Origin of the sequence: Microbacterium allomyrinae, assembly GCF_020682705.1 — a bacterium.
Lineage (GTDB): Bacteria > Actinomycetota > Actinomycetes > Actinomycetales > Microbacteriaceae > Microbacterium > Microbacterium allomyrinae.
The window spans coordinates 193,577-220,514 of record NZ_JAGTTN010000003.1 but is presented as its reverse complement, the minus strand read 5'-3'; the positions used below and the strand labels follow the sequence as shown (position 1 = coordinate 220,514).

The 26,938-nt window shown below is 69.1% G+C and carries 23 protein-coding genes; 8 read left to right on the top strand and 15 right to left on the bottom strand.

The window, feature by feature from the left end; genetic code table 11:
• Positions 1–14: 14 nt before the first annotated feature.
• The 4 genes from KEC57_RS10745 to dgoD form a co-directional block, all read right to left on the bottom strand.
• Entirely contained in the window at positions 15–2,630 is a 2,616-nt protein-coding gene (locus tag KEC57_RS10745; protein ID WP_229384620.1) for a penicillin-binding protein, read from the bottom strand.
• A gap of 87 nt (positions 2,631–2,717) precedes the next feature.
• A complete protein-coding gene (locus KEC57_RS10740; protein WP_229384619.1) occupies positions 2,718–3,656 on the bottom strand; it encodes a sugar kinase in 939 nt (312 codons plus the stop codon).
• Positions 3,657–3,659: 3 nt separating this feature from the next.
• Positions 3,660–4,289 carry a bifunctional 4-hydroxy-2-oxoglutarate aldolase/2-dehydro-3-deoxy-phosphogluconate aldolase gene (locus KEC57_RS10735; protein WP_229384618.1) on the bottom strand — a complete coding sequence of 210 codons (630 nt, stop codon included), beginning with the start codon at positions 4,287–4,289 and terminating at the stop codon, positions 3,660–3,662.
• Entirely contained in the window at positions 4,283–5,428 is a 1,146-nt protein-coding gene (dgoD, locus tag KEC57_RS10730; RefSeq protein ID WP_229384617.1) for a galactonate dehydratase, read from the bottom strand. Before dgoD ends, KEC57_RS10735 begins: the two co-directional genes overlap by 7 nt.
• Before the next feature lie 120 nt (positions 5,429–5,548).
• Here dgoD and KEC57_RS10725 point away from each other — a divergent pair, with 120 nt between their 5' ends.
• The 5 genes from KEC57_RS10725 to KEC57_RS10705 all read left to right on the top strand — a co-directional run bounded on the left by KEC57_RS10725 (position 5,549) and on the right by KEC57_RS10705 (position 12,777).
• Complete coding sequence (locus KEC57_RS10725; protein ID WP_229384616.1) at positions 5,549–6,310, top strand: FadR/GntR family transcriptional regulator; 762 nt, start codon at positions 5,549–5,551, stop codon at positions 6,308–6,310.
• A gap of 193 nt (positions 6,311–6,503) precedes the next feature.
• Positions 6,504–7,862 carry an ABC transporter substrate-binding protein gene (locus KEC57_RS10720; RefSeq protein ID WP_229384615.1) on the top strand — a complete coding sequence of 453 codons (1,359 nt, stop codon included), beginning with the start codon at positions 6,504–6,506 and terminating at the stop codon, positions 7,860–7,862.
• Positions 7,863–7,928: 66 nt separating this feature from the next.
• The gene (locus KEC57_RS10715; RefSeq protein WP_229384614.1) at positions 7,929–8,846 is read left to right on the top strand and encodes a carbohydrate ABC transporter permease; all 918 of its coding nucleotides are present in this window, start codon (positions 7,929–7,931) and stop codon (positions 8,844–8,846) included.
• The gene (locus KEC57_RS10710) at positions 8,843–9,793 is read left to right on the top strand and encodes a carbohydrate ABC transporter permease (protein ID WP_229384613.1); all 951 of its coding nucleotides are present in this window, start codon (positions 8,843–8,845) and stop codon (positions 9,791–9,793) included. Before KEC57_RS10715 ends, KEC57_RS10710 begins: the two co-directional genes overlap by 4 nt.
• Positions 9,790–12,777, top strand: a complete 2,988-nt coding sequence (locus tag KEC57_RS10705; RefSeq protein WP_229384612.1) for a glycoside hydrolase family 2 TIM barrel-domain containing protein — start codon at positions 9,790–9,792, stop codon at positions 12,775–12,777. The genes KEC57_RS10710 and KEC57_RS10705 overlap by 4 nt, the downstream gene beginning before the upstream one ends.
• A gap of 18 nt (positions 12,778–12,795) precedes the next feature.
• Here KEC57_RS10705 and KEC57_RS10700 read toward each other — a convergent pair whose 3' ends face one another.
• The 8 genes from KEC57_RS10700 to KEC57_RS10665 form a co-directional block, all read right to left on the bottom strand.
• On the bottom strand, positions 12,796–13,476 hold the full coding sequence (locus tag KEC57_RS10700) for an SDR family NAD(P)-dependent oxidoreductase (protein ID WP_229384611.1): 681 nt from the start codon (positions 13,474–13,476) through the stop codon (positions 12,796–12,798).
• 77 nt (positions 13,477–13,553) lie between these two features.
• Positions 13,554–14,390 (bottom strand): substrate-binding periplasmic protein, encoded by an 837-nt coding sequence (locus KEC57_RS10695; protein WP_229384610.1) that lies wholly within the window; start codon positions 14,388–14,390, stop codon positions 13,554–13,556.
• A gap of 86 nt (positions 14,391–14,476) precedes the next feature.
• The gene (locus KEC57_RS10690; RefSeq protein ID WP_229384609.1) at positions 14,477–15,127 is read right to left on the bottom strand and encodes an amino acid ABC transporter permease; all 651 of its coding nucleotides are present in this window, start codon (positions 15,125–15,127) and stop codon (positions 14,477–14,479) included.
• Entirely contained in the window at positions 15,124–15,762 is a 639-nt protein-coding gene (locus KEC57_RS10685; protein WP_229384608.1) for an amino acid ABC transporter permease, read from the bottom strand. Before KEC57_RS10685 ends, KEC57_RS10690 begins: the two co-directional genes overlap by 4 nt.
• Position 15,763: 1 nt before the next feature.
• Positions 15,764–16,525: an amino acid ABC transporter ATP-binding protein gene (locus tag KEC57_RS10680; protein ID WP_276573322.1), complete on the bottom strand. Its 762-nt coding sequence runs from the start codon at positions 16,523–16,525 to the stop codon at positions 15,764–15,766.
• 65 nt (positions 16,526–16,590) lie between these two features.
• Complete coding sequence (locus KEC57_RS10675; RefSeq protein WP_229384607.1) at positions 16,591–17,838, bottom strand: pyridoxal phosphate-dependent aminotransferase; 1,248 nt, start codon at positions 17,836–17,838, stop codon at positions 16,591–16,593.
• A complete protein-coding gene (locus tag KEC57_RS10670) occupies positions 17,835–19,121 on the bottom strand; it encodes a flavin-containing monooxygenase (RefSeq protein WP_229384606.1) in 1,287 nt (428 codons plus the stop codon). The genes KEC57_RS10675 and KEC57_RS10670 overlap by 4 nt, the downstream gene beginning before the upstream one ends.
• Positions 19,121–19,828 (bottom strand): SDR family NAD(P)-dependent oxidoreductase, encoded by a 708-nt coding sequence (locus tag KEC57_RS10665; protein WP_229384605.1) that lies wholly within the window; start codon positions 19,826–19,828, stop codon positions 19,121–19,123. The genes KEC57_RS10670 and KEC57_RS10665 overlap by 1 nt, the downstream gene beginning before the upstream one ends.
• Before the next feature lie 187 nt (positions 19,829–20,015).
• Between KEC57_RS10665 and KEC57_RS10660 the strand changes: the two genes are divergently transcribed.
• Complete coding sequence (locus KEC57_RS10660; protein ID WP_229384604.1) at positions 20,016–20,921, top strand: MurR/RpiR family transcriptional regulator; 906 nt, start codon at positions 20,016–20,018, stop codon at positions 20,919–20,921.
• Positions 20,922–20,968: 47 nt separating this feature from the next.
• Here the strand turns inward: KEC57_RS10660 and KEC57_RS10655 are convergent, their stop codons facing one another.
• A complete protein-coding gene (locus KEC57_RS10655) occupies positions 20,969–21,628 on the bottom strand; it encodes a type 1 periplasmic-binding domain-containing protein (protein ID WP_229384603.1) in 660 nt (219 codons plus the stop codon).
• Between the two features lie 301 nt (positions 21,629–21,929).
• On the opposite strand from KEC57_RS10655, the gene KEC57_RS10650 reads away from it, so the two are divergent.
• Both KEC57_RS10650 and KEC57_RS10645 read left to right on the top strand, forming a co-directional pair.
• On the top strand, positions 21,930–23,900 hold the full coding sequence (locus tag KEC57_RS10650) for a purple acid phosphatase family protein (protein ID WP_229384602.1): 1,971 nt from the start codon (positions 21,930–21,932) through the stop codon (positions 23,898–23,900).
• Between the two features lie 92 nt (positions 23,901–23,992).
• Positions 23,993–25,081 carry a COG1470 family protein gene (locus KEC57_RS10645; protein WP_229384601.1) on the top strand — a complete coding sequence of 363 codons (1,089 nt, stop codon included), beginning with the start codon at positions 23,993–23,995 and terminating at the stop codon, positions 25,079–25,081.
• A gap of 80 nt (positions 25,082–25,161) precedes the next feature.
• On the opposite strand, the gene KEC57_RS10640 is transcribed toward KEC57_RS10645, so the two are convergent.
• Complete coding sequence (locus KEC57_RS10640; protein WP_229384600.1) at positions 25,162–25,479, bottom strand: LPXTG cell wall anchor domain-containing protein; 318 nt, start codon at positions 25,477–25,479, stop codon at positions 25,162–25,164.
• Positions 25,480–25,535: 56 nt separating this feature from the next.
• Complete coding sequence (locus KEC57_RS19105; protein WP_229384599.1) at positions 25,536–26,849, bottom strand: HupE/UreJ family protein; 1,314 nt, start codon at positions 26,847–26,849, stop codon at positions 25,536–25,538.
• Between the last annotated feature and the right edge of the window lie 89 nt (positions 26,850–26,938).

The following is a 26,938-nucleotide window of genomic DNA, read 5'->3' as shown; positions in this document are numbered from 1 at the left end:
TCGTCCATGCGGTGTCAGCCGCCGCCGCTGCCCTCGCCGCCGGTGCCGCCCGGGGTACCTGTGTCGGTCTCGCCGCCGCTGCCATCGTCGCCGTCGTCGTCGTCGTCGCCGTCGCCGTCCTCGGGCGCGGTCGTGCGAGTCCCGGTGCTCGCCCGGATGGTGACCGTGGCCCCGGCGGACACGCGGCCCGCTCCGGGGTCCTGTGCGGCGACGAGTCCCGCTGCGACGTCGGAGTCGACCGGATCGCCCACTCGCACGGTGAAGCCCGCGACTTCGAGACGGTTCTGCGCATCCGCCACGCTCAGCCCGGTGACATCGGGGAGCGTCGCCTGCGACGTCCTGGTCAGGGTCGCGTCGGGGCTGGGGAACGCATCGCCGCCGTACGCGTCGTTCGCGGCGGTCTGCACCGCCCTGCCGATGCGATAGCGGATGTCGGACAGCCGCGTCGCGCCCTGCCAGGTGTTGAAGACGTCTCCGCCGCCTTGCACGTTGCCCGCCCACGTCGCGGTGGTCACCTTGGTGCTCGACTCGATGAGCCAGGTCTGCCAGGCCTCGTGGGTGCCTGTCTTGCCGAGCACGGCGGTGCCGTCGCTCGGGTTGCCGGCCGCCCCGCTGCCGCCCGCGGCCATCACGGACTGGAGGGCGTACGCCGCGGTCGACGCGATCTCGGGCGTCAGGGCCTGCGTGCAGGAGCGTTCGGGCGTCGCGATCTCGTTGCCCTCGGCATCCGTCACCCGATCGATCGCCTGCGGTTCGCAGTACGTGCCCCCGTTCGCGACGGTGGCATAGGCGGCGGCCATCGCGATCGGCGAGACGGCGGCGGTGCCGATGATCGAGTTGAGGTTGTCCATCGTGACGGGCTCGCCGTCGGCCTGCGTGACGCCGAGGCGTGCGGCGACGTTCTGGATGTCGCACAGGTCGAGCTTCTCGGCCATTGCGAAGTAGCCCGTGTTCAGCGACGATGCCGTGAACTGGAGCGGGGTGCCGACACGGCCGGCGGCCTTGCCGAAGTTGTTCACGAGCGTGTTGGACGTATTCTCCCAGTCGCCCTCGCACGAGTTCGTGAGCTGGTCGAACACTCGCAGCCGCCCGTCGAGGGACTCGTTCAGCGAATGGCCCTGCTCCAGCCAGTCGAGCAGGGTGAACAGCTTGAACGTCGAGCCCGCGTTGAAACCGCTCGATCCGCCGACGTCGAGGTCGCCGGCGAAGACGAGCGACGAGTAGTTCGCATCGTCGGAGTCGGCGGCGTCCTCGCTGAAGGTCGTGTTCTGCGCGATCGAGAGGATGCGGCCGGTCGACGCCTCGATGCTCACCGTGGTGGACCCGAACCGGCCGGTGGCGGCGCCGCTGGTGGTCGGCATCGTCGCGGAGGTCGGCGCGTACGTCGTCATCGCGGTCTCGGCGGCAGTCTGCAGACGCGCGTCGAGGGTGGTGTAGACGTTGAGGCCGCCGCGCTGCAGGGTGAGGAGTCGATCGGCGGCGGTCTCGCCGAACGCCGGGTCGTTCAGGATGGTGTCCTTGACGTACTGACAGAAGTACGCGGCACCGCCGGCGGCAGCGCAGCCGGTGACCGTGGGCGTGATGACCGGGGTGATCGGCTCGACCGCGGCCGCGACGTACTGGTCGTTCGTGATCGTGCCGTCGCTGAGCATGCGGCTGAGCACATACAGCTGACGCCCCTTGGTCGACGTGTATCCGTCCGCGGCGGCGAGGTACTGCTCCTGCGTGATCGTTGCGTCGGCCAGCAGCGAGTCGAGGGCCGCGAGCTGGCCGTCCACGGCATCGTCCACCGAGCCGTCGGGCGCCTTGTTCACCGCGCTGCCGTCCGCGTTCACGATCGAACCGCCGGTGCGATCGACCCGGTAGGTGTTGGGGTTCTGCACCATGCCGGCGAGCGTTGCGGATTGCCCCAGCGTCAGCTGTGCGGCCGTCGTGCCGAAGTAGTAGCGTGCGGCGGCCTCGATCCCGTACGTGGTGCCGCCGAAGTTGGCGATGTTGAGGTAGCCGATGAGGATCTCATCCTTCGAGTACGTCTGCTCCAGGGCGATCGCGTACCGCATCTCCTGCAGCTTGCGCTCGACGCCTTCGGTGCCGTCGGCCGTCGTGGCCTGCGACCAGCAGTCGTACTCCTCCTCCTGCGTCGGCGCGGTCGCCTCGCACTGCTGCACCAGCACGTTCTTGACGTACTGCTGGCTGATCGTCGACCCGCCCTGCGTCGCCCCTCCGCCGCTGAGGTTGGACAGCATGGCGCGGGTGGTGCCGATGATGTCCACTCCGCCGTGGTCGTAGTAGCGCGGGTCCTCGCTCGACAGGATCGCGTCGTACATCACCGAGGCGACCTGGTCGTACGCGACCGGGGTGCGATCCTGCTCGAGGAACTTCGCGAGCAGCACCTGCTCGCCGGTGTCGGGATCGGTGGCGTAGAAGTTGCTCGGCACCATCAGCGCGTCGATCTCGAGCGTGCTGGGGAGATTGTCGAACAGGGTGATCGCCTGCGAGGCCGCGGTGCTCGCCAGGGCGACTGCGGGCGTGACGGTCACGGCGACGAGAACGCCCGTGAGAGCGCTGAGGCCGACCAGGCCGGCGAGGCCACCGAGGATTCCCTTCGTCCGGCGTGAGGAATCGGGCATGGCCTCGAGCGTAGGAACCGAGTCTGGACGGTCCCGGTGCCTCGTCTATGCGTGAGGTGGACGCGTGCTCCGTCGGAGCCGTCCCGGTCAGCGGACGGCGTCACCCGAGGCCGCTTCGAGCAGCGCGAGATCGGCGCGCGTGGGCGCCTGCTCCCAGTCGCCCGCACCGCTGACGGCCAGGGCTCCGCAGAGTGCTCCGCGGTGCAGTCGCTGCGCGACCGGCAGGTCGTCGAGTACACCCGACAGGTAGCCGGCGGTGAAGGCGTCGCCGGCGCCGATGCTGTTCACCTGCGTGATCGCGTGCGCGGGGCACGAGACGGCGCCGCCGACGTCGAAGAGCGTCGCGCCGTGGATGCCGCGCTTGACGACGACCTCGCGCACTCCGGCATCCAGCAGCCGCGCGACCCGCTCCGCCTCGTTCACCCCGTCGGCGACGAGATCGAGCTCGTCCTCCGAGGCCACGACGATGTCGGCGCGGCGGGCGAGCGGGGCGAGAGCCGCCGCTGCTGCGGCGCGGTCCCACAGCTTCCCCCGGTAGTTGACGTCGAACGACACGAGCGCGGAGGTCTCACGGGCGACCTCGAACGCCGCCGCCGTCGCCGCGTGCGCGGACTCGGACAGCGCCGGGGTGATGCCGCTGAGATGCCAGATGCGCGCCGCGGTCGCGGCGAGCGGCACCACGTCGGCGGGGCTCAGCCGCGAGCCCGCGGAAGCGCGACGGTGATACGTCACGGTCGGCGCGAGCGCCGCGGGCATGTCGACGAGCATGAGGCCCGTGGGTGCGGACTCATCACGCCTCACCCCTCCGATGTCGACGCTCTCGGCGCGCAGCGTGCGCGCGACGAGGTCGCCGGCCGGGTCGGCGCCGAGCACGCCGACCCACGCGGCCCGGTGACCGAGGCGCGAGAGACCGATCGCCACGTTCATCTCGGCGCCGGCGGGCGATGCGTGGAGCGGGTCGGCGAGGGCGAGGCGGCCGTGGGCGCGGATGGCGACGAGCGCCTCGCCGAGGGTGACGACATCCATCGACTACTCCTGCGCCGACAGCGTGCGGAAGGCCGCGGCGCGCAGCGCGAGCGAAATGAGGTCGACGGGATCGGTGGCCTTGCCGGTGAGTGGCGACCCCACACCCAGAGCGAGGGCGCCTCGCTGCAGGTAGTCGCGCCCGGTGGTGAGATCGACGCCGCCCACCGGGATGAGCGGCACGTCGGGGAAGGGCGCCCGCAGTGCGGACAGGTAGGCCGGTCCGCCGAACTCGGCGGGAAAGAGCTTGACGGCCGTCGCGCCGCGCTCGAGAGCGGCCAGGATCTCGGTGGGGGTCAGGGCGCCGGCGAGTACGGGCACACCCGCGTCGGCGGATGCCTCGATCGAGGCCGTCACGGCCGGAGTCACCATGAACGTGGCCCCCGCGGCGAGGGCCGCGGCGACGTCCTTCGCGGTCAGCACCGTGCCCGCCCCGATCTCGGCGCGTGCGTCGGCGGCGAGTTCGCCGATCGCGTCGAGCGCGCCCGGAGTGGTCAGCGACACCTCGAGTGCTCGAAAGCCCGCGTCGATGAGAGTGCGCCCGATCGCGACGGCGTTCTCCCGCGACGTGCTGCGGATGATCGGCATGACCCGCTCGGTGACCAGCAGGTCGCGCAACTCGGTCGTGGTCACCATTCTGCGAAGCTCCCGTCGGTGTGACGCCAGATCGGGCCTCGCCAGGCATGGCCGCGCGCGTCGGCATCGCGCACGGCTGTTTCATCGACCTCGATGCCGAGCCCCGGTTTGGTGAGTCGCTCGATGTAGCCGCTCGAGAAGTCGAAGTCCGACCGGTCGACGACGTAATCGAGCACCTCGCCGTCCCCGTTGTAGTGGATGCCGATGCTGTGCTCCTGGATGAAGAAGTTCGGCACCGCGAATCCGATCTGCAGACACGACGCGAGCGCGATCGGCCCGAGCGGGCAATGCGGGGCGAGCTGCACGTCGTAGATCTCGGCCAGGCTCGCGATGCGGTGCACCTCGGAGATGCCGCCGGCATGCGACAGGTCGGGCTGGGCGATCGCGATGCCGGACTGGAACACCGGCAGGAACTCCTGCCGGCTGAACAGCCGCTCGCCCGTGGCGATCGGAATCGAGGTCATATCCGCGATCCGCCCGATCAGGTGGCTGTTCTCGGGGACCACGGGCTCTTCCACGAACATCGGGCGCAGCGGCTCGAGCGCGGGCATGAGCCGCCGCGCGTCGGCGAGGCCGATGCGACCGTGGAAGTCGACGCCGACGTCGCCGGTGTCGCCGAGCACCTCGCGCGCCGCGGCGACGCGGGACACGACGCCGTCGAGCTCGCGCAGGTTCGAGATCCGCTCCATCCGGCCGGAGGCGTTCATCTTGACGGCGGTGAGGCCCTGCTCCAGCCGCTCCGAGATCGCGTCCGCGACCTCGTTCGGCTCGTCGCCGCCGACCCACCCGTACACGCGGATGCGGTCGCGGACCGGTCCGCCGAGCAGCTGGTGCACGGGGAGCCCCGCGACCTTGCCGGCGATGTCCCACAGCGCCTGGTCGAGGCCGGATACGGCCGAGGAGAGGATCGGGCCGCCACGGTAGAACGAGCCCTTCGTCATGACCTGCCAGTGATCCTGGATGCGCAGCGGGTCCTGGCCGATGAGCAGCTCGGACAGCTGCTCGACGGCGGTGCGGACGGTCTCGGTGCGACCCTCGACGACCGGTTCGCCCCAGCCGACGACACCCGTGTCGGTCTCGACGCGGACGAACAGCCATCTCGGCGGGATGAGGAAAGTCTCGATGCGCGCAATCTGCACGGGTGACCCAATCGACGTGTGAGGAGGCGATCGGCAGCGCACCGATCGGCAAGTACTTCTTCGTTCAAACGAACTATAACGTATGACGTTTGGCGCGGTGAGGGCTGGTAAAGTGCCAACATGACGCTGAAGCACGGAGACGCGCCGTTCGTCTCGCTGGCAGGCCTGCACTCCCGTGCTCTCGATCAGCTGGGTCTCGCGATCTGCGAGGGGCAGCTGGCTCCGGGATCGAGCCTCACGCTCGAGGAGATCGAGGAGCGCTGCGGGATCTCGCGATCCGTGGCGCGGGAGACCGTCCGCGTGCTGGAGGCGATGCGCCTGGTCGTGTCCCGCCGGCGGATCGGCGTGGTCGTCCTGCCCGAGTCGGAGTGGAATCTCTACGATCCGCAGGTCATACGCTGGCGCCTGGACTCACCGGACCGCGCCGAGCAGCTCTCGTCGATGGTCGAGCTGCGCGCCGCGATCGAGCCTGAAGCCGCTCGTCTGGCGGCCATGCGGGCCACAGCAGACGAGGTGAGCGAGCTCATCGCGCTGTCCGGCCAGCTCTGGGCCGCGGGTGAGCAGGGCGACGACGAGCGGTTCCTCGAGCTCGACGTGCAGTTCCACGCCCGCATCCTCCGTCTCTCGGGCAACGCGATGTTCTCGCGGCTGGACGGACTCATCGGTCAGATGCTCGTGAGTCGCACCGAGCACGGCCTCGTTCCCGATCGCCCCGCGAGCGTGGCGCTGCAGCTGCACGTCGATGTCGCCGGAGCGATCCAGCGACGTGACCCGGAGGGTGCCTACGCGATCATGCGGTCGATCCTCGTCGCGGCGCTGGACGAGATCGACATCATCTCGGTCGCGGCCGAGCGCGTCGCCAGTCCCGAAGCTGCTCGGTAGGAAAAAGCATACGTTCTAGCTATTTGGTGTGATAACGTAACTCTCACGCCGCCGCCGTCGTGAGTGTCGACATCGACTGAGTCGTCTGTTCTGGACCGGAGCCTCAAGGCTGACGGACGCGGTTCACCCCAACGCCGGGGTCCATGACCGCCTTTGGCGTGCGTGGATGCCGGATCCCTAGAGGAGGACAGAAATGACCGCAGTGCAACGTCGCCGCAGGGTCGTCGCCGGCACCGCAATCGTGGCGGCCGCCGTCATGCTCAGCGCGTGCTCGACGCCGTCGGCGTCCGACAGCGCCGGATCGTCCGACACGATCTCCCAGGAGGAGATCGACAAGGCGATGAGTACGCCCACGACGATCGACTTCTGGTCGTGGGTGCCCGACATCCAGAACCAGATCGACCTGTTCGAGGCGAAGTACCCCGAGATCACGGTGAAGCTCTCCAACCAGGGCGGCGCCACCGCGCAGTACCAGAAGCTGCGCGCCGCGGTGAAGTCCGGTGACGTGCCCGATGCCGTGCAGATCGAGTACTCGTTCCTGCCGTCCTTCACGATCACCAACAGCCTCGAGGATCTGGCGCCGTACGGCGCCGACGACCTCTCGGACCAGTTCGTGGACAGCGCATGGGGCATGGTCGCCACCGACGATTCGGTCTGGGGCCTTCCGCAGGACCTGGGCCCGACCGGCCAGCTGTACCGCACCGACATCTTCGAAGCCGCCGGCGTCGAGGTCCCCACCACGTGGGACGAATACGCAGAGGCCGCGGCGGCCATCAAGGAGAAGACCGGGTCGTACATCTCGGATCTTCCGGGCAACAGCTTCTCGCCGATCCTCGCCCTGCTGTGGCAGGCCGGCGCGCGCCCGTTCGGCTACGACGGCGACAAGACGGTCACCATCGACCTCGACTCCGAAGAGGTCACCGAGGTGATCGGCTACTGGAACGATCTGATCCAGGCCGACCTCGTCGACACCGCGCCGCAGCTCGACGACAACTGGTACCAGAGCATCGCGAGCGGCAAGTACGCCAGCTGGCTCGCCGCTGCGTGGGGCCCCGTCTTCCTGCAGGGCACCGCCGCCGACACCAGCGGCCTGTGGCAGGCCACCGAGATGCCCCAGTGGGACGCATCCGAGCCGGCCTCGGGCAACCAGGGCGGATCGGCCGTGACGGTGACGGCCGACTCCGACGCGAAGATCGTCGCCGCCGAGTTCGTCAAGTTCCTCACGACCGACACCGAGGCCACCGAGACGCTCGCCACCGAGCAGTTCATCTTCCCGTCGCGGATCGAGACGCTGGAATCGCCCGCGGTGCGCGACCAGGAGATGGAGTTCTACGCCGGCCAGAAGGTCAACGCGGTGTTCGCCGACATCGCCCAGACCGTCGCCAGCGACTGGCAGTGGCTGCCGTACAACGACTACGCCAGCAGCAGCTTCAAGGAGACGCTCGGCGCCGCCATCACCGAGAAGACCGACCTGTTCGACGCTCTGCAGGAGTGGAAGGACGAGCTCGTCAGCTACGGCGAGTCCCAGGGATTCACGGTCGTCACGAAGTAAGCCCGTGTGGGGCGGGCCCGAACCCGCCCCACTCGGTCCTCGCCCCGAACCAGAAAGGCCCCGCCGATGAGCACCACGGCTCTCGGACGCAAGCGCTGGAGTGACCGGTACCGCAAGAACACTGCGGCGTACCTCTTCATCGCCCCGTTCATGATCCTCTTCGTGACGATGCTGCTGATGCCCCTGCTGTACGCGGGCTATCTGAGCCTCTTCAAGGCGCAGCTCGTCGGCGGCGACTCGTTCGTCTGGTTCGACAACTACGTGCGCGCACTCGGCGACGAGCGATTCCTCGTCAGCGTCGCGCGCATGTGCCTGTTCCTGGTCATCCAGGTGCCGATCATGCTCGGACTCGCACTGTTCTTCGCGCTCGCGCTGGACAGCATGCGAGTGGGCGGCGGCAAGTTCGCCCGGCTCGCCATCTTCGTGCCGTACGCCGTTCCCGGCGTCGTGGCCACCCTGATGTGGGGCTACTTGTACGGCGACAACTTCGGCCCGATCGCCCAGTTCATGCGCGCCATCGGGCTGGGCTCGCCCGAGCTGCTGTCGTCCGACAACATCCTCGGATCGATCATCAACATCGTCACGTGGCAGTTCGTCGGCTACAACATGGTGATCATGTACGCGGCGATGCGCGCCATCCCGACAGAGCAGTACGAGGCCGCCCGCATCGACGGCGCCGGTCAGTTCCGCATCGCCTGGAGCATCAAGATCCCCGCGATCCGCAACTCGATCGTGCTGTGCACGATCTTCTCCGTCATCGGGGCGTTCCAGCTGTTCAGCGAACCGAAGCTGCTGTATGAAATCGCGCCGAACGCGATCGGATCGTCGTTCTCGCCGAACCTCTACGCCTACAACCTCGCCTTCACGAACCAGGACATGAACTACGCCGCGGCGATCGCGTTCCTGCTCGGGTTCATCATCATGATCGTCTCGTACGTGTTCCAGCTCTCGGCTGCGCGTCGGGAGAAGGGAGCGCGCTCGTGACCGCCACCACCGAGGTCCGACCCGCCGAGACGCGTGCCACCCGCGCGATCGTCACGCGCAGCACGCCGCGCCGCCGCCGGAAGGACACCTCCTTCGTTCCCGGCGAGAAGCGCAGCAGCATCCTCACCGTCGTCCTCTGGCTCGCCGCCGGATACTTCCTGCTGCCGCTGTTCTGGCTGGTCGTCGCATCGACGAAGGACAACTCGGCGCTGTTCTCCAGCTTCGGCCTGTGGTTCGCCGATGAGAACCACTTCATCGACAACCTCGTCACCCTGTTCACGACCCGCGACGGCGTCTTCGTCCAGTGGATCGGCAACACGGTGCTGTACGCGCTCGTGGCGGGTCTCGGATCGGCACTGCTGTCGGCCGCGGCCGGATACGCGTTCGCGAAGTACGACTTCCCCGCCAAGAAGTTCCTGTTCGCCGTGGTGCTCGGCGCGATCATGATCCCCACGACCGCGCTCGCCATCCCCACGTACCTGCTGTTCGCGGGCGCTGGGCTGACGAACACGGTGTGGGCCATCATCCTGCCCTCGCTGGTGAGCCCGTTCGGCGTCTATCTGATGCGCGTCTACGCCGAGGAGTCGATCCCGGACACGCTTCTCGAAGCGGCGCGGCTGGACGGGGCGGGTGAGTTCCGCATCTTCTGGCAGATCGCGCTGCGGATCATGACGCCGGGCATCGTGACCGTGCTGCTCTTCGCGATCGTGCACACCTGGAACAACTACTTCCTCCCGCTGATCATGCTCACCGACCCCGACCTGTTCCCGCTGACGCTGGGATTGGCGCAGTTGCAGGCGGCCAGCGAAGCCGGCGGCGGGGCATCCGCGCAGTTCTCGACCGTGATCACCGGATCGCTCGTCTCGATCGTGCCGCTCGTGGTCGTGTTCCTCTATCTGCAGAAGTACTGGACGTCGGGACTCACCACCGGAGGGGTCAAGGAGTGAACAACCTCAGTGCCATGAACGACCGGGTCGCGTGCGACCTGGCCGCCGGCGACCGGGAGCGGGGGATCACCCACGCGCTCGTGCCGATGGACCGGCCGTTCGCGTACTGGGAGGAGCTCTTCCCGTCGCGGAACGTGCTGCCGCCGCGGGCGCAGTCGACGACGGATGCCCCGCACCTGAGCCTCGACGGCGAGTGGGCGTTCCGGTACTCGCCGGACGGCGATGCCCCGGTCGACTTCCTCGGCGACGCCCTCGACGGACACTCCGGCGTGGCGGATTGGACGACCCTCGCGGTGCCGGCGCACTGGCAGCTGAACGGGTTCGGGGCGCCGATCTACACGAACCGCGTGTACCCGTTCCCGGTCGACCCGCCGTACGTGCCGCAGGAGAACCCGACCGGCGACTACCGCCGGACGTTCACGGTGCCGACGGACTGGGATGTCGAGCGCGTGCTGCTGCGCTTCGACGGCATCGACTCGCTCGGCACCATCTGGCTCAACGGCACCGAGGTCGGCGTCGTCGCCGGCAGCCGCCTGCGCAGCGAGTTCGACGTCACGGCGCTCCTTCGCCGCGATCAGGAGAACGTGCTCGCCGTCCGCGTGCACCAGTGGTCGAGCGGCAGCTACCTCGAGGACCAGGACATGTGGTGGCTGTCGGGGATCTTCCGCAGCGTCACGTTGCTCGGTCGCCCGGTCGGGGCGATCGAGGACCACTTCGTCCACGCCGACTACGACGCGGCGATGGGGGAGGGCACGCTCTCGGTGGATGCCGTCGTCGCCGGCGGCGCATCGGCGCGCGTGCGGGTGCCGGAACTCGGCATCGACGTCGCGGCGGGCGAGGTCGCTCGCGTCGCGGTCGAGCCCTGGTCGGCGGAGCGGCCCCGGCTGTACTCCGGCGAGCTCGTCTCGTCCGGCGAGACGATCGCGCTGCGCATCGGGTTCCGTCGGGTGGAGGTCGTCGACAGCGAGCTGCGCGTCAACGGCGCGCCGATCCTCCTGCGAGGCACCAACCGGCACGACTTCGACCCCGACACCGGCCGTGTCATCTCCGAGGCGCGCATGCGCGCCGACATCGTGATGATGAAGCAGTTCAATCTGAACGCCGTCCGCACCAGCCACTACCCGCCGTCGGCGCGCTTCCTCGAGCTGTGCGACGAGCTGGGTCTGTGGGTCATGGACGAGTGCGACCTCGAGACGCACGGCTTCTTCCCCGTCGACTGGTTCCACAAGCTTCCGGGCAACCCCGCCGAAGACCCCCGCTGGGAGGGCGCGCTGGTGGATCGGATGCAGCGGCTCGTCGAGCGCGACAAGAACAGCCCCAGCGTCATCATGTGGTCGCTCGGCAACGAGTGCGGCACCGGCCAGAACCTCGGCGCGATGGCCCGATGGGCCAAGCTCCGCGACCCTTCACGGCTCCTGCACTACGAACGCGACTGGTCCTGTCAGTACGTCGACGTGTACAGCCGCATGTATTCGACCCACCGCGAGCTCGACCTGATCGGGCAGCGCCAGGAGGCGCCGTTCCCCGACGCCGACCTCGACGCGAAGCGCCGGAACATGCCGTTCCTGCTGTGCGAATACGTGCACTCGATGGGCAATGGCCCGGGCGGCCTCGCCGAGTACCAGGAGCTCTTCGAGCGATACCCGCGGCTGGCCGGCGGCTTCACCTGGGAGTGGTTCGACCACGGTCTTCGCTCCCACACGGCGGACGGCGAGGAGTACTTCGCCTACGGCGGCGACTTCGGCGAGGAGCGCCACGACGGCAATTTCATCGCCGACGGCATCGTGTTCCCCGATGGGACGCCCAGCCCCGCGCTGCACGAGCTGAAGAAGGTGCTCCAGCCGGTCTCCTTCTCGTTCGCCGGCGGACGGGTGAGCGTGCGGAACGGGTACGACCACCGTGACCTCTCGCACCTCCGGTTCACGTGGGAGCTTCATGCCGACGGCGACCACGTCGACGGCGGCGACCTCGCCGTCGACGATCTGGCCGCCGGTGCGACCGTCGTGCTCGACGTGCCCGCGCCTGCGCGCGGAGCCGGCGAGCAGGTGCTCACCGTGCGTGCCGTGCTGGCAGCGGACACGGACTGGGCGCCGGCGGGTCACGAGGTGGCCTGGGGGCAGTCCGTGACGATCCCCGCGGCATCCGCGCCCGTCGCCGCAGGCACGGCCCCGCACACCGAGGACGACCAGATCGTGCTCGGCGCCGCGCGGTTCGACCGGCGCACCGGCGGGCTGCGCTCGCTGGCGGGCATCGACGTCGACGCGCCCATGTTCGACACGTGGCGCGCCGTCATCGACAACGACCGGGACTTCTCGTGGGAGCCGCGCGAGGCGCGCTGGCGTCAGATCGGACTCGACCACCCGCGCCACACCGTGCGCGCGGTCGAGTCCGCGGACGACGCCCTCACGGTGCGCGGACGCCTCGGCTTCGTCGGCAGCGATCTCGGCTACGCCACGACGCTCCGCTGGACGGCGTCGGAAGATGCCGTCTCGCTCGCGATCGAGGCCGAACCGCTGGGCGACTGGGACGTCCCGCTGCCGAGGTTCGGCATCCGCATGGCTCTTCCCGAGCGCTTCGCCGATGTGCAGTGGTACGGCCCCGGTCCGGGCGAGGCGTACTCGGACAGCCGGCAGGCGGCACGTCTGGGGCGCTGGCAGCGCACGGTCGACGAACTGCAGACGCCCTATCTGATGCCGCAGGAGAACGGCAACCGCATCGACGCGCGCTGGCTGTCGCTCAGCGACGGCGAGCGCACCCTCCGCATCGATGCGCACCCGCACGTGGACTTCACGGTGAGGCGGTGGCGGTCCGAGGACCTGGATGCCGCGCAGCATCCGTTCGATCTTCGCCCCACCGACCGGGTGTGGCTGAACCTCGACGCGGGACAGAGCGGCCTGGGCTCGGGGTCGTGCGGTCCCGGCGTGCTGCCCGCCCAGCGACTGCTGCCGGCGACGTTCCGCTACGCGGTGACGTTCCGCTTCTGACGCACGCTCGCCTCGGGGTCAGAGGTGCGTGACTCCGAGCACGCGATGTCCGACGGCGATCGACTCGCCGGAGATGGCGCCCCCGATCGGCGACACGAGCAGTGCGATGAGGGCGGCGATGTCTTCCGGGCGAGACTGCCCGCTCTTGCCGACGGCGACGTCGCGGGAGGGGGCATCCGAGACGATGCTCGGGCTGACGGCATTGACCGTCACGCCCGAGCCTGCGAGCGAGTCTGCGAGATTCTTGGCGGCGATGATGAGGGCCGCATTGCGCACAGATCCGGTGATGTTGCCGGTGAGGAACGCGTTCTGGCCGCTGACGCCCACGATGCGGCCGTAGCCGGCCTCGCGCATGCCGGGAATCACGGCATTGGCCACGCGCAGGAACGTGAGCACCTTCCCATCGAACGCTGACAGGACCTGTGCGGGGTCCGAGTTCCGTGCGGGGTCGAGAGTGCGGGCGCTGGGGGCGGCAGCGACCACGAGGCCGTCCACGCGACCGTATTCGTCGAGCACCTGGCTCAGTCCGTCGGCGACCGAGGCGTCGTCCGCGGCATCCATGACCACCCCGCCGAGGTCTCGCCGCGAGGCGGGAACCGCCGTGGCACCCTCCAGCCGAAGCCGCTCCACGACGGCGCTTCCGATGAGGCCGTGCCCGCCGACGACGAGAATCACTCTGTCCTGAAGTTGCAGATCCACGCGCTCACGGTATCGGTTCGGGGTTGCACCCGAAGTGCAGCGGGTGAGGGCGATCGCGCCCCCACCCGCTCGGTCTCTCACAGCAGGCGCGGGTCGCCCGTCTCGGCGGCCGTCGGGTCGATGCCGTTCGCCTCGAGCATCTCGGCGAGAGTGCCGTCTTCGCGCAGCGCCGCCACGTCGGCGTTCACGGCCGCGAGCAGGTCGGTCGCGTCCTGAGCGATCGGGAAGCCGGCCTGGGCGGGCGACGTGGTGGACCCGACGCGATCGTCGGCGCCGAGCACCTCGACGTCGAAGTCGCTGCCGCCCATGAGCAGCGAGCTCACGGCGAAGCCTTCGACACCGGCCTGGATGCGGCCGGCTTCGAGGTCCGCCTTCATCTCGGTGATGCTCGGGTAGAGGGTGAGGTCGGAGCCGTAGATCGTCTGGAAGTCCGACACCCAGATGTATCCGTCGACCGTGCCGACCTTCTGACCCTCGAGGTCGCTGATCGTTGCCGATCCGTCCTCTGAGATGACCGCCATCTGGTCGAGGTAGAGCGGATCGGACAATGCCACGATCTCGGCGCGGGACTGCGACCGGTAGAAGCCGCCGATGGCGAGGTCGGCGCGGCCGTTCTGGACCGCCGGAACGGCGGAGGCATACGACATCGGCGTGTAGGCCACGTCGAGGCACTCGGCCTCGGCGATCGCCTCGATGATGTCGGCGTCGATTCCGGATGCCTTCTGGTTGGCGTACGACGAGAACGGTGCGGCCTCGGTGATCGCGACGGTGAGCTTGCCCTCCTCGACGGTGGTGAACTCGTGCGCGGGTTCGCAGTCGGCCGCGACCGACGAGGTCGTGCTGCCGGCGCATCCGGACAGGACCACGGTCGCGACGGCCAGTGCGGCCGCGGCGGTGAGAATACGGTGCTGCATTGTTCTCCTTCGGTGTGTGCGGGGTGGTGCAGGGGGTCGGGTGGGCGCGGTCGAGCGCTGCGCCCGTGGGGGGATGGTGCGGGGGATCAGCCGCGCGCGATGCGCTTCTCCAGGCCGACGGTGATCCAGGTGGCCGGCACCGAGACCGCGGCGTACATGACGCCGGCGAGCGCCAGAACCGTGAGGTAGTCGAAGTTCGATGACCCGATCGAGTAGGCCTGGCTGAGCAGCTCGCGCACTCCGATCGAGTAGGCCAGCGCCGTCGACTGGAACATCAGGATCGCGATGCCGATCAGCGCGGGCACGGCGATCCGCAGGCCCTGCGGCAGGATGATGAACCGCATCCGGTCGCGCCGGCTCATACCGAGGGCGTCGGATGCTTCGAGCTCACCGCCCGGCACGGCGTTGAGGCCCGAACGCATCACTTCGCTGCTGTACGCGCCGGTGCTCCACACGAGTGCGAGGCTCGCGGCGAGGAACGCCGGCAGGACGATCCCCGCCGAGGGGAGTCCGAAGTACGCGAACTGCAGGATGACCAGGGCAGGGGCCCCCCGGCCGACCTCGACGATCACCAGGGCGATGGCGCGCACCACGCGGCGAGGCGACTGGACGCTGATCGCCAGCAGCAGCCCGAGCGGCAGACCGAACAGCAGCGCGACCGCGGTGAGGAGCAGGCTGACCTGCAGCCCGTCGAACAGCTGAGGGAAGTACTGGACCCAGGAGTCGAACCAGCTCATCGCGCGACCACCGCCCGCATGCGAGCGTCGACGCGTCTGGCGAGGTACGCCAGCGGAAGGCTGAGCACGATGTAGATCGCAGCGGCCGCGCCGAGCACGACCAGGCCGTTGGCTCCACCGCGCGTGAGCGAGGTGGCGGTGAACATGACCTCGGTCACACCGATCACCGAGGCGATCGAGGAGTCCTTGAACAGACTGATCGCGTAGGTCGCGACCGACGGGAGGGCGACCCGCAGCGCCTGCGGACCGATGATCGAGGCATACATGGTCGAGCCGTTCAGCCCGAGCGCGTGCCCCGCCTCCCACTGGCCGTCGCCCACTCCTTTGAGCGCGCCGCGATAGATCTCGGCCAGGTAGGCCGACGAGATCACACCCAGGCCGATCACCGCGGCCTGGAACGAGGAGAACTGCCAGCTGCCGATCGATACGCCGAAATAGAGGATGAACAGCCACACGATCGGCGGAATGCCGCGGATGATGTCGACCACGAACCGCGTGGCCAGTCGCACCGGCAGCAGATGAGAGCGCAGCAGGATCATGATCGGGATCGCCAGCACCGCTCCGATCGCGAACGCGCAGACGGTCACCGCGATCGTGAGCGGCAGACCGAGCAGGAGGGCTCCGAGGACGTCCATCTCAGCGCTCCAGCACCGCCCGCAGAAACCTGCGGGTGCGCGGGTGCGACGGGTCGCGCATGATCTGCACGGGGTCGCCCTGCTCGACGATGCCGCCGTCGGCCATCACGACCAGATGGTCCGACACGTCACGGGCGAACTGCATCTCGTGGGTGACGACGATCATCGTCATCCCGTCCTGCGCCAGCTCGCGCATGACCGCGAGCACCTCGAGGCCCAGCTCGGGATCGAGTGCGGAGGTGGGCTCGTCGAAGAGCATCACGCGCGGGTCGAGTGCCAGCGCCCGGGCGATCGCGATGCGCTGCTGCTGACCACCCGAGCAGCGACCGGGGTACTGGGCAGCCTTGTCGGCGAGACCGACGCGGGTCAGCAGCTCCATCGAGCGGGCGTCGGCCTCCTGTCGCGAGCGGCCGAGCACCCGCTGCTGCGGAAGGCTGATGTTTCGCAGCACCGTGAGATGCGGGAACAGATTGAACGACTGGAACACCATGCCCACCTGCCGGCGCAGCGCCGCGAGGTCTTTCGCCGGCACCCGATCGCCCAGGTCGAGCGTCCTGCCATCGACGGCGATCGTGCCGCGGTCGGGCCGTTCGAGCAGGTTGATGCAGCGCAGCAGCGTACTCTTCCCGGCGCCGCTCGGCCCGATCAGCGCGGTGACGCTGCCGCGAGAGACCGTCAATGAGACGTCGGTGAGCACGTCATGGGCGCCGTAGGACTTGTGGATGCCGTCCAGGCGCACCATGTCGGTGTCGGTGGCGTTCATGATCGGGCTCCTTTCGGTGGGGCGGGGAGCGGCGTCTCGTCGGGTGGCGGGGGCCACGGGATCGATCACGTCGTCACCTCTTCGAGCGCGGCCGACACCTGTTCGAGCGCCGCGGCGATCCACGGCAGCGAGGTCGGGTCATCCGAGGCGAGGGCGGCCAGCCGCTGCCGCTCATCCGCGCCGTGCAGAAGGCTCACCGCCACCCGCACGCGCAGTGCGTCGGGTTCGTCCCCGAAGGCGACGCCCGCCAGTACCGCGACCCCGCGATCGAGCAGCTGTGTGGCGAGGTCGAGTCCGGATCGGATGCCGTGGGCCTCGAGACGTGCCCGCACCGGCTCGAAATCGGGGTAGAGGTAGAACGCCGCGGTGGGCTCGCGCACCTCGGCGCCTGCGGCGCGGAACCGCTCGGCGACGGCGAGGGCGACGGCGCGGTGCAGCGCGCGGGAATCCGCGATGCGCTCGACCACCTCGGTCGGCTCGCTCATGGCATGCTCGACGACGGCCTGCATGGGCGCCGCCAGACTCGACCAGATCTCGCTCGCGACCCCGATGAGGTCATCGCGCAGGTGCGGGTGCACCGCCTCTTCGGGCAGGCGTGCGAAGCCGATCCGCCATCCGCCCAGAGCGAGCGATTTGCTCAAGCCACCGGTCACGATCGTGTCGGCGTGCAGGGCCGCCGGGCTGGTGAAGGTGCGGTCGTCGTAGGCGAGGTCGCGGTAGATCTCGTCCGAGAGGACGGTGACTCCGAACTCGGTGGCGATCTCGCACACCTCGCGTATGCGATCGGGTCCGGCGAGGGTGCCGGTGGGGTTGTCGGGAAGGGTGAGCACGAGCACGCCGACGCGAGTGCCCTCGGCGCGCGCGCGCTCGAGCGCCACGCGCAGCTGCGCCGGGTCGGGAACGCCCCCGGCTTCGGCCGGGATCGGCACGTGGATGACCTCGCGCCCGAGCAGCGCAGCCTGCGCGGCGTAGCTCACCCACGAGGGCTGGGGCAGGACGACGGCCCCGTCGACGATGCTGAGCACCGCGTAGAGGAGCGCTTTGCTGCCGGGTGCGAGCACCACCTGATCGGGGTGCGTCGGCAGCCCTCGGCGGGCGTACCAGCCGGCGACGGCCGCGCGGGCGGCGGCGGAGCCGACGACCTTGCCATAGGTGGTGTCGCGCGAGGCCCGTCCGAGCGTCTCGCGCAGATCGTCGAGCGGCGGGAGCCCGGCCTCGCCGAAGCCGAGGTGCACGACGGACTCGCCGGCGGCGAGCTTGTCCTGGACGAGCTCGTTGATCATGAGGGTGGCGGAGTGCGCGGGGGTGCTCACGAGAGTTCCTTTGTCAGTGCGGGGGAGGAGGTCTGGGCGAGGAAGCGACGCAGGTGCTTGCGGGTGCGCGTGAGCCTGCGGTTCCACTGGTAGCGCGGCATGTCGAGCTCGGTCATCGGCTCCTCGACGGCCGCGAAGCGGTGGACGATCGGTTCGCCGCTCATGCGCTGGAGTCGCGAGAGCGCATCGATCAGCTGCATCTGCACTTCGTAGACGGGCCACTGGGCGCCGGCCGGGGCGACGAGTCCGAGGAAGTACAGGTTGGCCAGACCCGACGAGAGCGTCCCGTTGGCGTAGCGCAGCGGCATGTTGCCCTGCCATTGGAGTGTCGCGTCGAGGAACGGGAACGACGTGATGAACCCCGTCGCCAGCAGCAGGGTGTCGAACTCGCGCACGCTGCCGTCGGTGAACGTCACCTCTTTGCCCTGGATGCCGACGATGCCCGGAGCGACATCGACGCGACCGTGGTGCATCCAGTGCAGGAGCTGCGAGTTGATGATCGGCCGGATCTTGTAGAGGTTGGTCGTCTCGGGCTTGGGGAGTCCGGGATAGTTCGCCGAGTTGCCGACCGAGATCTCGACGAGCGCGCGGTACGCCCGCTCCTGCAGCACGGCGGGCCACTTCGCGAAGGGGAGGTCGGTGCGCGCCCTGCCGAAGTAGGTCTTGGGCTGGAACACGGTGCCGCTGCGGATCGAGATCGTCGTCTCGAAACGTGAGGCGGCGGCATCCACCGCCAGGTCGCATCCCGAGTTCCCGGAACCGACCACCAGCACACGATCGCCGTCGATGTCTGCGACGGTGCGGTAGTCGTGCGAGTGCACGACCTTGCCCGCGAACGGCTTCGCCCATGCCGGAGTGAACGGGTTCCAGAGGTGACCGTTCGCGATGATCACGGAGTCGAACCGGTTGGTCTCGCCGTCGCTCGTGGTGACGTCCCAGCCGTCGATGCCGTTCTCGCCGCGAGGGCGCACCGCGTCGACGGACGTGTTCATGCGGATGTGCTCGTGCAGGTCGAACGCGTCGGCGAAGGCGACCATGTAGCGGGCGACCTGCTCGCGGCTCGGGAAGAGCGGGTAGTCGGCCGGCATCGGGAAGTCGCGGAAGCCGCTCACGTCGCGCGCGGTGATGAGGTGCAGCGCCTCGTAGTCGTGGTGCCAGTGGCCGCCCACTTTGTCGGACTTCTCGTACACGACGAAGTCGGCGCCGCGCTCGGCCAGGTCGCGTGCGGCGGCGAGGCCGGCGGCGCCCGCCCCGATGACGCAGATGCGGGGGGTGGCGGGCATCAGCACGCCACCTCGCCGAGCGCGGGGATGCGCACGATCTGGCCGTTGAGGCCCGCCATCTCACCGCGGACGGCGAGTGCGTGCACGGCCGAGGTGATGACCGAGAGGGGCACGGCATCCGCGGGCATCTCGCCGTAGATCGCGCGCAGCGCCTCGGTGGCCACACGCGGCGGCGAGACCGAGTTGACCCGGATGCCGCGGGGCAGCAGGCTCGTTGCCATCGCGGCGGTGAGATGGGCCACGGCAGCTTTCGAGGCGCCGTAGAGGAATTGGTTCTCCTGCGGGATGTAGGCGTCGCGAGACGAGATCGTGACGATGCTGGCGCCGGGCGCGCAGATGCGGGCGAAGTGCTGACACGCGGTGACCGTGCCCCAGACGTTGAGGTCGAACAGTCGCCGGAACGCGGCGAGGTCGGACGAGCCGAAGAACGTCGTCGGGTACATCCCTGCCGCGGTGACGAGGGCATCGGGTGCGGCGCCGTCGGCCGAGATCCGGTCGAATACCTCACCGACGGCGGCATCGTCGGTCACGTCGACCTCGAAGCCCTGGAACGCCGGCGATGAGGCGGTCGACTCGGGGGACGCGTTCAGGTCGAGACCGAAGACCGTCCATCCGTGTCCGAGGAACATCTCGGCCAGCGCGAGACCGATGCCGCTCGATGATCCGGTCAGGATCACGCGACCGGGGGCGGAAGGAACAATGGTCATGGGGTGGTGCCCTTCATGGTGTGGATCGAAAGCTAACAATCGAGTTGCGCTACGACTGCTGTCTGCAAATTAGATTGCATTAGTCTCATGTTGGGCAGTTCACGACGACGTAAACATCATGTTTCGAGGGGACCTGCCCGGCGTCGGAGGTCGATCGGGCCGCCGAAGATGCTGACAGGATGCGCACATGACAACCCGCAGACAGGCCGCCGATCAGCTCGTGGACGGCCCGCAGACCTTCGCGGATCTGGTGGAGCTGATGCGGCACCGCCGGCTCACTCCCTCGCAGCAGCGGATCGCCGCGTACGTGCTCGCCGACCCCGAGGGCGTCGCATTCATGACCATCTCGGAACTGGCCTCGGTGACGAACGTCAACGAGGCCACCGTCGTGCGCTTCGCCACGGCGATGGGGGTATCGGGGTATCCGGGGCTCGTGCGACTGTGCCGGCAGCAGCTGCGAGACGAGGCCCAGCTGCTCCGCCGATTCGACAGCGGAGCGGCCCTGCGCCAGCCGAAGGACGCCAACCTCCCCGCGGTGCTGCAACTCGAGCAGGCGAACCTCGCGCGCACGTTTGCCCGCATCGACGGCGACACCTTCGAAGGTGCACGGGATGCGCTGGCGACCGCGCCGCGCGTTCATGTCCTGGGACTGCGCAAGTGCCACTCGGTGGCCTATCTCGCCGCCTATCTGCTCGGTCTCGTGCGCGCCGACGTGATGCTCATCAGCCCCGGAACGGGCATGCTCGTCGAACAGCTCGGGCGCATCAGGCCCGGCGACGCGATGCTGGCCGTCTCGGTGCACCGCTACTCCCGCGACACCGTGCTGGGCGTGCGGCACGCGCGCGAGGTGGGAGCCACGTGCATCTCGCTCACCGACAATGCGTCGTCGCCCCTGGCGCTATCGAGCGAGCACACGTTCCTCGTCGACGGCTCCAGCCAGTCGATGCTGCGATCGATGACGGCCTTCACGGCTCTGGTGCAGGCGCTCGCCCTCGAGGTGGGTCGTTCGCTGGGGACGGAGGCCCGCCAGCACCTCGAGCAGGAGGAGCAGCTCCTCCAGCAGCTCGGCGTCTACTACCAGGACCGCGAATAGCCCGACCGGGCGCGCACGTGGTTTCGTGCGCGCCCGGTCGGGACGCGTCAGTCGATCCAGAGCACGACGCCGGTCATTCCGGTCAGCACCGCGGTGGTTCCGGCACGGATCGCGTCGGCGCAGCGCTCGGGTGTGAACGACGTCTCATCGAAGTGCGTGGCCGTGCCGAGGCCTTCGCCACGGAACCCGGCGCCCGTCCAGTCGACCGAGGTGACGTTGTAGGTGGGCTCGGCCAGCTCCGCTCCCAGGATGAGGAACGGGATGTCGAGATGGTTCGGCGTCACCATGGCGAGGGCATCGATCAGCCCCTCTCCGACGCTGACGATCAGCTCGGGCTTCATGTCCATCGCGTGCACGATCCCGGTGATCGCGTCGTCGTCGGCCGACACCGTGCGCAGATCGACATCCGTCTCGGACGCCCATTGCTCGACCGCGGTCGTCAGCGCCGTCGTCGCGTCATCGTCGCCGCTCGTCAGCAGCACCACCCGGTAGCCGGGCGATGGGCGCACATCGTCCCAGGACCCGCTCGCGGGCATCACCGTCGCCTCGGGCGAGGGCGCTGTCGCCGGGACGAATCCCGGTGCGGGTGTTCCGACCGCGGTGGGCGCGGCGCGCGGCGCGCTCCAATCGGCGCTCGCGCATCCGGAGAGAGCCAGCAGGAGCACGGCAGCGAGAGAGGTCATCGCGTACGCGGCGCGGTGGGGCACGGGAGTCCTTGCGGGGGAGGGATCAGGAACCTCCATGATGCAGGGTCGCGCCGCCGCCACCGGTCGCCCGGCCTGCCTGTTCCCTCGTCGTTCCCCGGATCTCCGCCGAACGTTCATCGCGCGCGCGGAGGCCGTTCCCGCATAGGCGGCCGTATGCATTTGTTCGCCTCTGCGACGGGTCAGATGCCATCCATCGTTCACTCGCGGGAAACGTTCAGCCCCGATGGTCGGATGTCGGGCCCACGAATCCGTGGGCTCAGGCAATGGACATCCATCCACTTCCATATAGAACGGAAGATTCATGCTTCTGGTAGCACCCCCACGGCCCGCCGGCCGCGCGGCCCTGTGGCTGTCGGCCGCTGCGGTCAGCGCGGCCCTGGTGTTCGGCGGCGCGCTCGTCGCGCCGAACACGGCAACCGCCGCCGACCCCGCCTCCTACACCGGCATCGTCCTCGGCGTCGGCACGGACGAGACACAGCGCGCAGTCAGCTGGTACTCCACCGCCGACAGCGCACAGGTCGTTCAGCTCGCCCCCACCTCATCGCTGGTCAACGGTGAGTTCGTCGCCTCGGTGACGACCTTCTCCGCCTCCGGTGCCGCGAACACGACCACGACCGGCTTCAACCGCCACGCGATCCTGTCGGGGCTTCAGGAAGACACGCAGTACTCCTACCGCGTGGGCTCCGAGGGCAACTGGTCGGCGACCTCGTCGTTCAAGACGCAGTCCTTCGAGGGCGACTTCGACTTCCTGTTCTTCGGCGACCCGCAGATCGGTGCGTCGGGCAACGTCCCCAAGGACGGTGCCGGCTGGGCCGAGACGATGAACGTCGCGCTGACCGCGAACCCGAACGCCGAGATCCTCGTCTCCGGCGGCGACCAGGTCGAGACCGCGAACACCGAGTCGCAGTGGGATGCCTTCCTCGCGCCCGACCAGCTGCGCCAGTACCCGTGGGCCGCGACCATCGGAAACCACGACGTGGGCGGCAAGGCCTACCAGCAGCACTTCTACACTCCCAACACCGACTACTCGGCGGCGTACTACCGCAACGGCAACACGGCCACCGAGTCCGGCGGCGACTACTGGTACATGTACAAGGACGTGCTGTTCATCGACCTGAACAGCAACAGCTACAACTCGACCACCGGTGGCGGAGACGCGGCGCACGTGCAGTACGTGACCGATGTCGTAGGCGCCCACGGTGGCGACGCGAAGTACACGGTCCTCGTGTACCACCACTCGATCTACTCGGCCGCGGACCACGCGAAGGACTCCGACAACAAGGTGCGCCGCGTCGACTTCCCGACGACGTTCTCGGACCTGGGCGTCGACCTCGTCCTGCAGGGGCACGACCACGTCTACACCCGCAGCTACGAGATCACCGACGGCGAGAAGGCCAACCCCGACGAGCAGCCGGGCGCGAACGACGTCTTCGTCGGTGAGGGCGGGGTCATCTACATGACCGCGAACTCGGCCTCGGGCTCGAAGTACTACGACATCACGCAGCCCGACAACAGCGGCACCAGTGGTGCCGGCAACGGTGCGGACCCCCTGAACCCGAGCAGCTACTGGTACAACTCGGTGCAGAACCAGGAGCACGTGCGCAGTTACGTGAAGGTTCAGGTCAAGGCCGACGCGCTGGTCGTCGAGGGCATCCGCTCGGGCACGTGCGACGCGCCCAACGCGGCCGTCGAGCTCGGCAAGGTCGGCTGGTGCGGCACCTCCGGCAGCAGCACCGCCGTGGACGGCGTCGGCTCGGTCATCGACTCCGTCACGATCCACTCGTACCACGGCGAGGGCGAGGACATCCAGGTCGACGTCCCCACCGCGGCCCCGGGTGAGTTCGGCTGGACGATCGACGGCCGCAACGGCCTGGTCGACCTCGGCACCGCCGAGGAGAAGGACGGCTACTTCGAGGCCGCCGGCGAGATCAACCCGATCAACGTCTCCGACACCCGCTCGTCGCTGGCTCCGTGGGCGCTGACCTCGCAGCTGGGTGACTTCACCGACGGCGACAAGACGTTCTCCGGCAGCTACCTCGGCTGGAGCCCGAAGGTCGTCACCCCGGGTGCCGGGGCGGTCGCGGGTGGTTCGATCGCGTCGGGCTTCGACGGCGGGACCGGCCTCTCGGTCAGCCGCGTGCTCGGCTCGGCCGCACAGGGCCACGACAAGGGTGCGGCGCTCCTCGGCGCCGACCTCGACCTGAAGCTGCCGACCGAGACCGCCAAGGGCAGCTACCGCGCCACCCTGACGGTCACCGCGCTGGCCGGCTGACGCTCGATCGCGACACCACGTCCGTGGGTGAGGGGGAGCATCCCCCTCACCCACGGACCGTCCCGTTTCTCCCTCTCTTCGAAAGCCCCATCGTGAACGCACTCCCCGCCTCCCCCCGACCGCACCACCGCCTCCGCGCGCTGTGTGCGGCGTTGATCGCGGTCCTCGTCGTCCTGGTCCCAGCTCTGCCGGCGACGGCGGCGGAAGGCGACGACGTCACCTGGACCGTGCGCACGGCATCCAACAACCTCGGTTCCGAGCGAACGAACTTCACCTACACCGTCGACCCGGGCGGCGCCGTCTCGGACGCCCTCGTCGTCGCCAATCACGGCGCCGAACCCGTCGACTTGAAGATCTACGCCTCGGATGGCTTCACCTCCGAGGACGGTCAGCTCTCGCTGCTGGTCGCGGGCGAGGAATCACACAGCGTCGGCGCGTGGATCGCGCCCCAGAACGACACCGTCACCATCGCGGGCGGTCAGACCGCGACCATCCCGTTCACCGTCACCATCCCGGAGAACGCGACTCCCGGCGACTATGCCGGCGGTGTGGTGACATCCCTCGCCGTTCCGGATGCGTCCACCGGTGTGAATGTCGATCGCCGACTCGGCATCCGCGTCAATCTGCGCGTCGGTGGCGAACTCGCGCCCGCGGTGGTCGTCGAAGACATGTCGGTCTCGTGGAACGGCGGCCTGAACCCGTTCGCAGGCGGCGACGCGACGATGACGTACACGCTCCACAACACCGGCAACGCCTCGATCTCGGCGCAGCCCGAAGGCCGCGTGACGGGGCCGTTCGGAATGCTCGGCATCGACGTGGCGGCCTCGGACACGATCCCCGAACTGCTGCCCGGCGAATCGTGGACGCAGACCGTCACCGTGCCCGGAGTGCCGCCGGTGCTCGCCCTGTTCGCGACCGCCAACGTCACGCCGCTCGTGGTGGACGCATCCGGATCGACCTCGCCGATCGCGGAGGTGACCGCGACCGCCGTCGGCGCCGCGATCCCGTGGACCGTCCTCATCGTCCTGGCGCTGCTCGCCGCGGCCGCCTACCTGCTCTTCCGCCGTCGCGGCCGCAGGCGCGCAGACGACCAGAAGCGCGAGGATGCCCGGATCGAGGAGGCGGTCGCCCAGGCCCTCGAGCAGGAGCGCACGAAGATCGCGCCCGCCCGCGTCGAGTAGATCCGATCACCCGGAAGGCCCCCGTCGATCGACGGGGGCCTTCTGCGCGAGATCGGGAACGAGCTCGCGACGACGAACCTTCAGCGCTGCCCGGTCCGCCGTCGTGCCGTGATGATCCCGGCACCGGCGACCAGAGCCGCCAGACCGCCCAGCAGCGAGAGCCACAGGCCGGCAGCATCGAAGCCCGTGCGCGGAAGCTCCCCGCCCGGCGACGCATCGCTCGGCGCAGACGCAGACGGAGAGGGGGCGGGCGAGGCCTCGTGATCGGGGACGACGACCGCGATCACCATCGACCCGGCGGGCGCCGCCGCGTCATCGTCGGAGGCCGCCCACGCCGTGCCGCCGGGAGTGAGAAGGGCCGCGGCCAGGGCGACGGCACCGATGCGGCGGCGCAGCATCCGATCTCCTCGCCCCGATTGCGCCGGGCGTCGCGCGGATGTCTCCGACATGCCCGTCAGGCCTCGATCGGCGTGCGGCGGATGCGGGTGAAGTACCAGAGGCCCGCCACCAGGGCGACGAGCGCGAGATAGGACGCGATCGGGAAGTGCGCGATCTGGTCGAAGGCGGGCTGCAGGATCGAGTCGTTGTCGGTGCCGATGCCGACGATCCACGCCGTCGCGGCCACGATGGCGACGACCGCGACGCCGTTGCGGAACCCCGCATAGGCGCGCGAGTGCGACAGCCAGATCAGCAGCGGCAGCACGAGCACGGCGGCGGTGAGCTGCGCGAGTTCGACACCGATGTTGAATCCCAGGATCGCCACCAGCTTCTCGCCGAAGCCCAGATTCAGATCGAGGATGGTGGTGGCGAACGCCGTGCCGTGCACGAGCCCGAAGACACCCGCGATGAGCAGTTCGCCGCGCGGCACGATGGGCCGGAAAGCGTGGATCGCCGCGACGACGATCGAGACCGCGACGAGGATCTCCACCGGCTTGGTGGGGAAGGAGATCACTCCCAGCGACACCAGCGCCAGCGTGACCAGATGCCCCGCCGTGAAGGACGTGATGATGAGCAGGGCTCGCATGAGCGACGACTTCAGCGGGATGGGCTGCTCCCAGCGGTAGCCGCGGCGTGCGCGCACCGCGATCGAGGGGGCGACCACGAGCAGCGTCGCCAGGAACAGCAGGTGGTCGGTTCCTTCGGCGATGTGCAGCATGCCCAGCCACACCACCGCGAAGAAGCCGTGCAGGGGCGTCAGCGCCGAGCGGTCGAGCGTGATCTCTGTCACGCCGCCGCCCAGCACCCCCACCACCTCGGGGTCGCCCTCGACCAGCTGACCGTTGTTCCAGTCGCTGACCAGCGCGACGTACACCTGGTGTGCGGGGACGACGTCGAGGATGAAGTCGTAATCGAGGACGACCTCGCCGTCGATCGCGCGCCCGCCATCGGCGAAGCGCACCGTCGTGACGATCGCGTCCTCGCCGTTGACCGTGGTGAACTCGGGCGCCTCGGTGACCGTGGGCTCGAGGGCCGACGTGTCGTCCGAGACGGTCACCCGATTGAGGATGAACGTCATCAGGTTGTCGGCGATCGCATCCAGTTCCGTCTGGTCGGTCTCGATGTCGTAGCCGGTCGCGGCGACGAATCCCGCCTTGTGGATCTGCATCTCCACGTCGACGGCATCCGCCTGCACGGTCACGAACACGCCCGTCGTTCCCGCCGGATGAGCAGAGGCGCCCTGCACCGGTACGAGCACCAGGATCGAGGCGAAGACGACGACGAGGGCGATCAGGAGTGGCCGGGTGAGGCGGGGGAGGACGGAGAGCACGAAGGGACGATAGTGCCGTTTGGCAAACGGAAGGGGAACCGGCGGCCAAGAGACGGGGAAGGCCGTCCGGCTCCATGAGCCGAACGGCC

Excerpts from the sequence above, each read along its gene's own strand:
- KEC57_RS10690 (WP_229384609.1), bottom strand. The coding sequence starts at position 15,127 with ATGAGCTGGTTCGACTCCTGGGTCCAGTACTTCCCTCAGCTGTTCGAC.
- KEC57_RS10695 (WP_229384610.1), bottom strand. The coding sequence starts at position 14,390 with ATGCAGCACCGTATTCTCACCGCCGCGGCCGCACTGGCCGTCGCGACC.
- KEC57_RS10680 (WP_276573322.1), bottom strand. The coding sequence starts at position 16,525 with ATGAACGCCACCGACACCGACATGGTGCGCCTGGACGGCATCCACAAG.
- KEC57_RS10715 (WP_229384614.1), top strand. The coding sequence starts at position 7,929 with ATGAGCACCACGGCTCTCGGACGCAAGCGCTGGAGTGACCGGTACCGC.
- KEC57_RS10660 (WP_229384604.1), top strand. The coding sequence starts at position 20,016 with ATGACAACCCGCAGACAGGCCGCCGATCAGCTCGTGGACGGCCCGCAG.
- KEC57_RS10670 (WP_229384606.1), bottom strand. The coding sequence starts at position 19,121 with ATGCCCGCCACCCCCCGCATCTGCGTCATCGGGGCGGGCGCCGCCGGC.
- KEC57_RS10735 (WP_229384618.1), bottom strand. The coding sequence starts at position 4,289 with ATGGTGACCACGACCGAGTTGCGCGACCTGCTGGTCACCGAGCGGGTC.
- KEC57_RS10685 (WP_229384608.1), bottom strand. The coding sequence starts at position 15,762 with ATGGACGTCCTCGGAGCCCTCCTGCTCGGTCTGCCGCTCACGATCGCG.
- KEC57_RS10650 (WP_229384602.1), top strand. The coding sequence starts at position 21,930 with ATGCTTCTGGTAGCACCCCCACGGCCCGCCGGCCGCGCGGCCCTGTGG.
- KEC57_RS10745 (WP_229384620.1), bottom strand. The coding sequence starts at position 2,630 with ATGCCCGATTCCTCACGCCGGACGAAGGGAATCCTCGGTGGCCTCGCC.
- KEC57_RS10665 (WP_229384605.1), bottom strand. The coding sequence starts at position 19,828 with ATGACCATTGTTCCTTCCGCCCCCGGTCGCGTGATCCTGACCGGATCA.
- KEC57_RS10740 (WP_229384619.1), bottom strand. The coding sequence starts at position 3,656 with ATGGATGTCGTCACCCTCGGCGAGGCGCTCGTCGCCATCCGCGCCCAC.
- KEC57_RS10725 (WP_229384616.1), top strand. The coding sequence starts at position 5,549 with ATGACGCTGAAGCACGGAGACGCGCCGTTCGTCTCGCTGGCAGGCCTG.
- KEC57_RS10720 (WP_229384615.1), top strand. The coding sequence starts at position 6,504 with ATGACCGCAGTGCAACGTCGCCGCAGGGTCGTCGCCGGCACCGCAATC.
- KEC57_RS10640 (WP_229384600.1), bottom strand. The coding sequence starts at position 25,479 with ATGCTGCGCCGCCGCATCGGTGCCGTCGCCCTGGCCGCGGCCCTTCTC.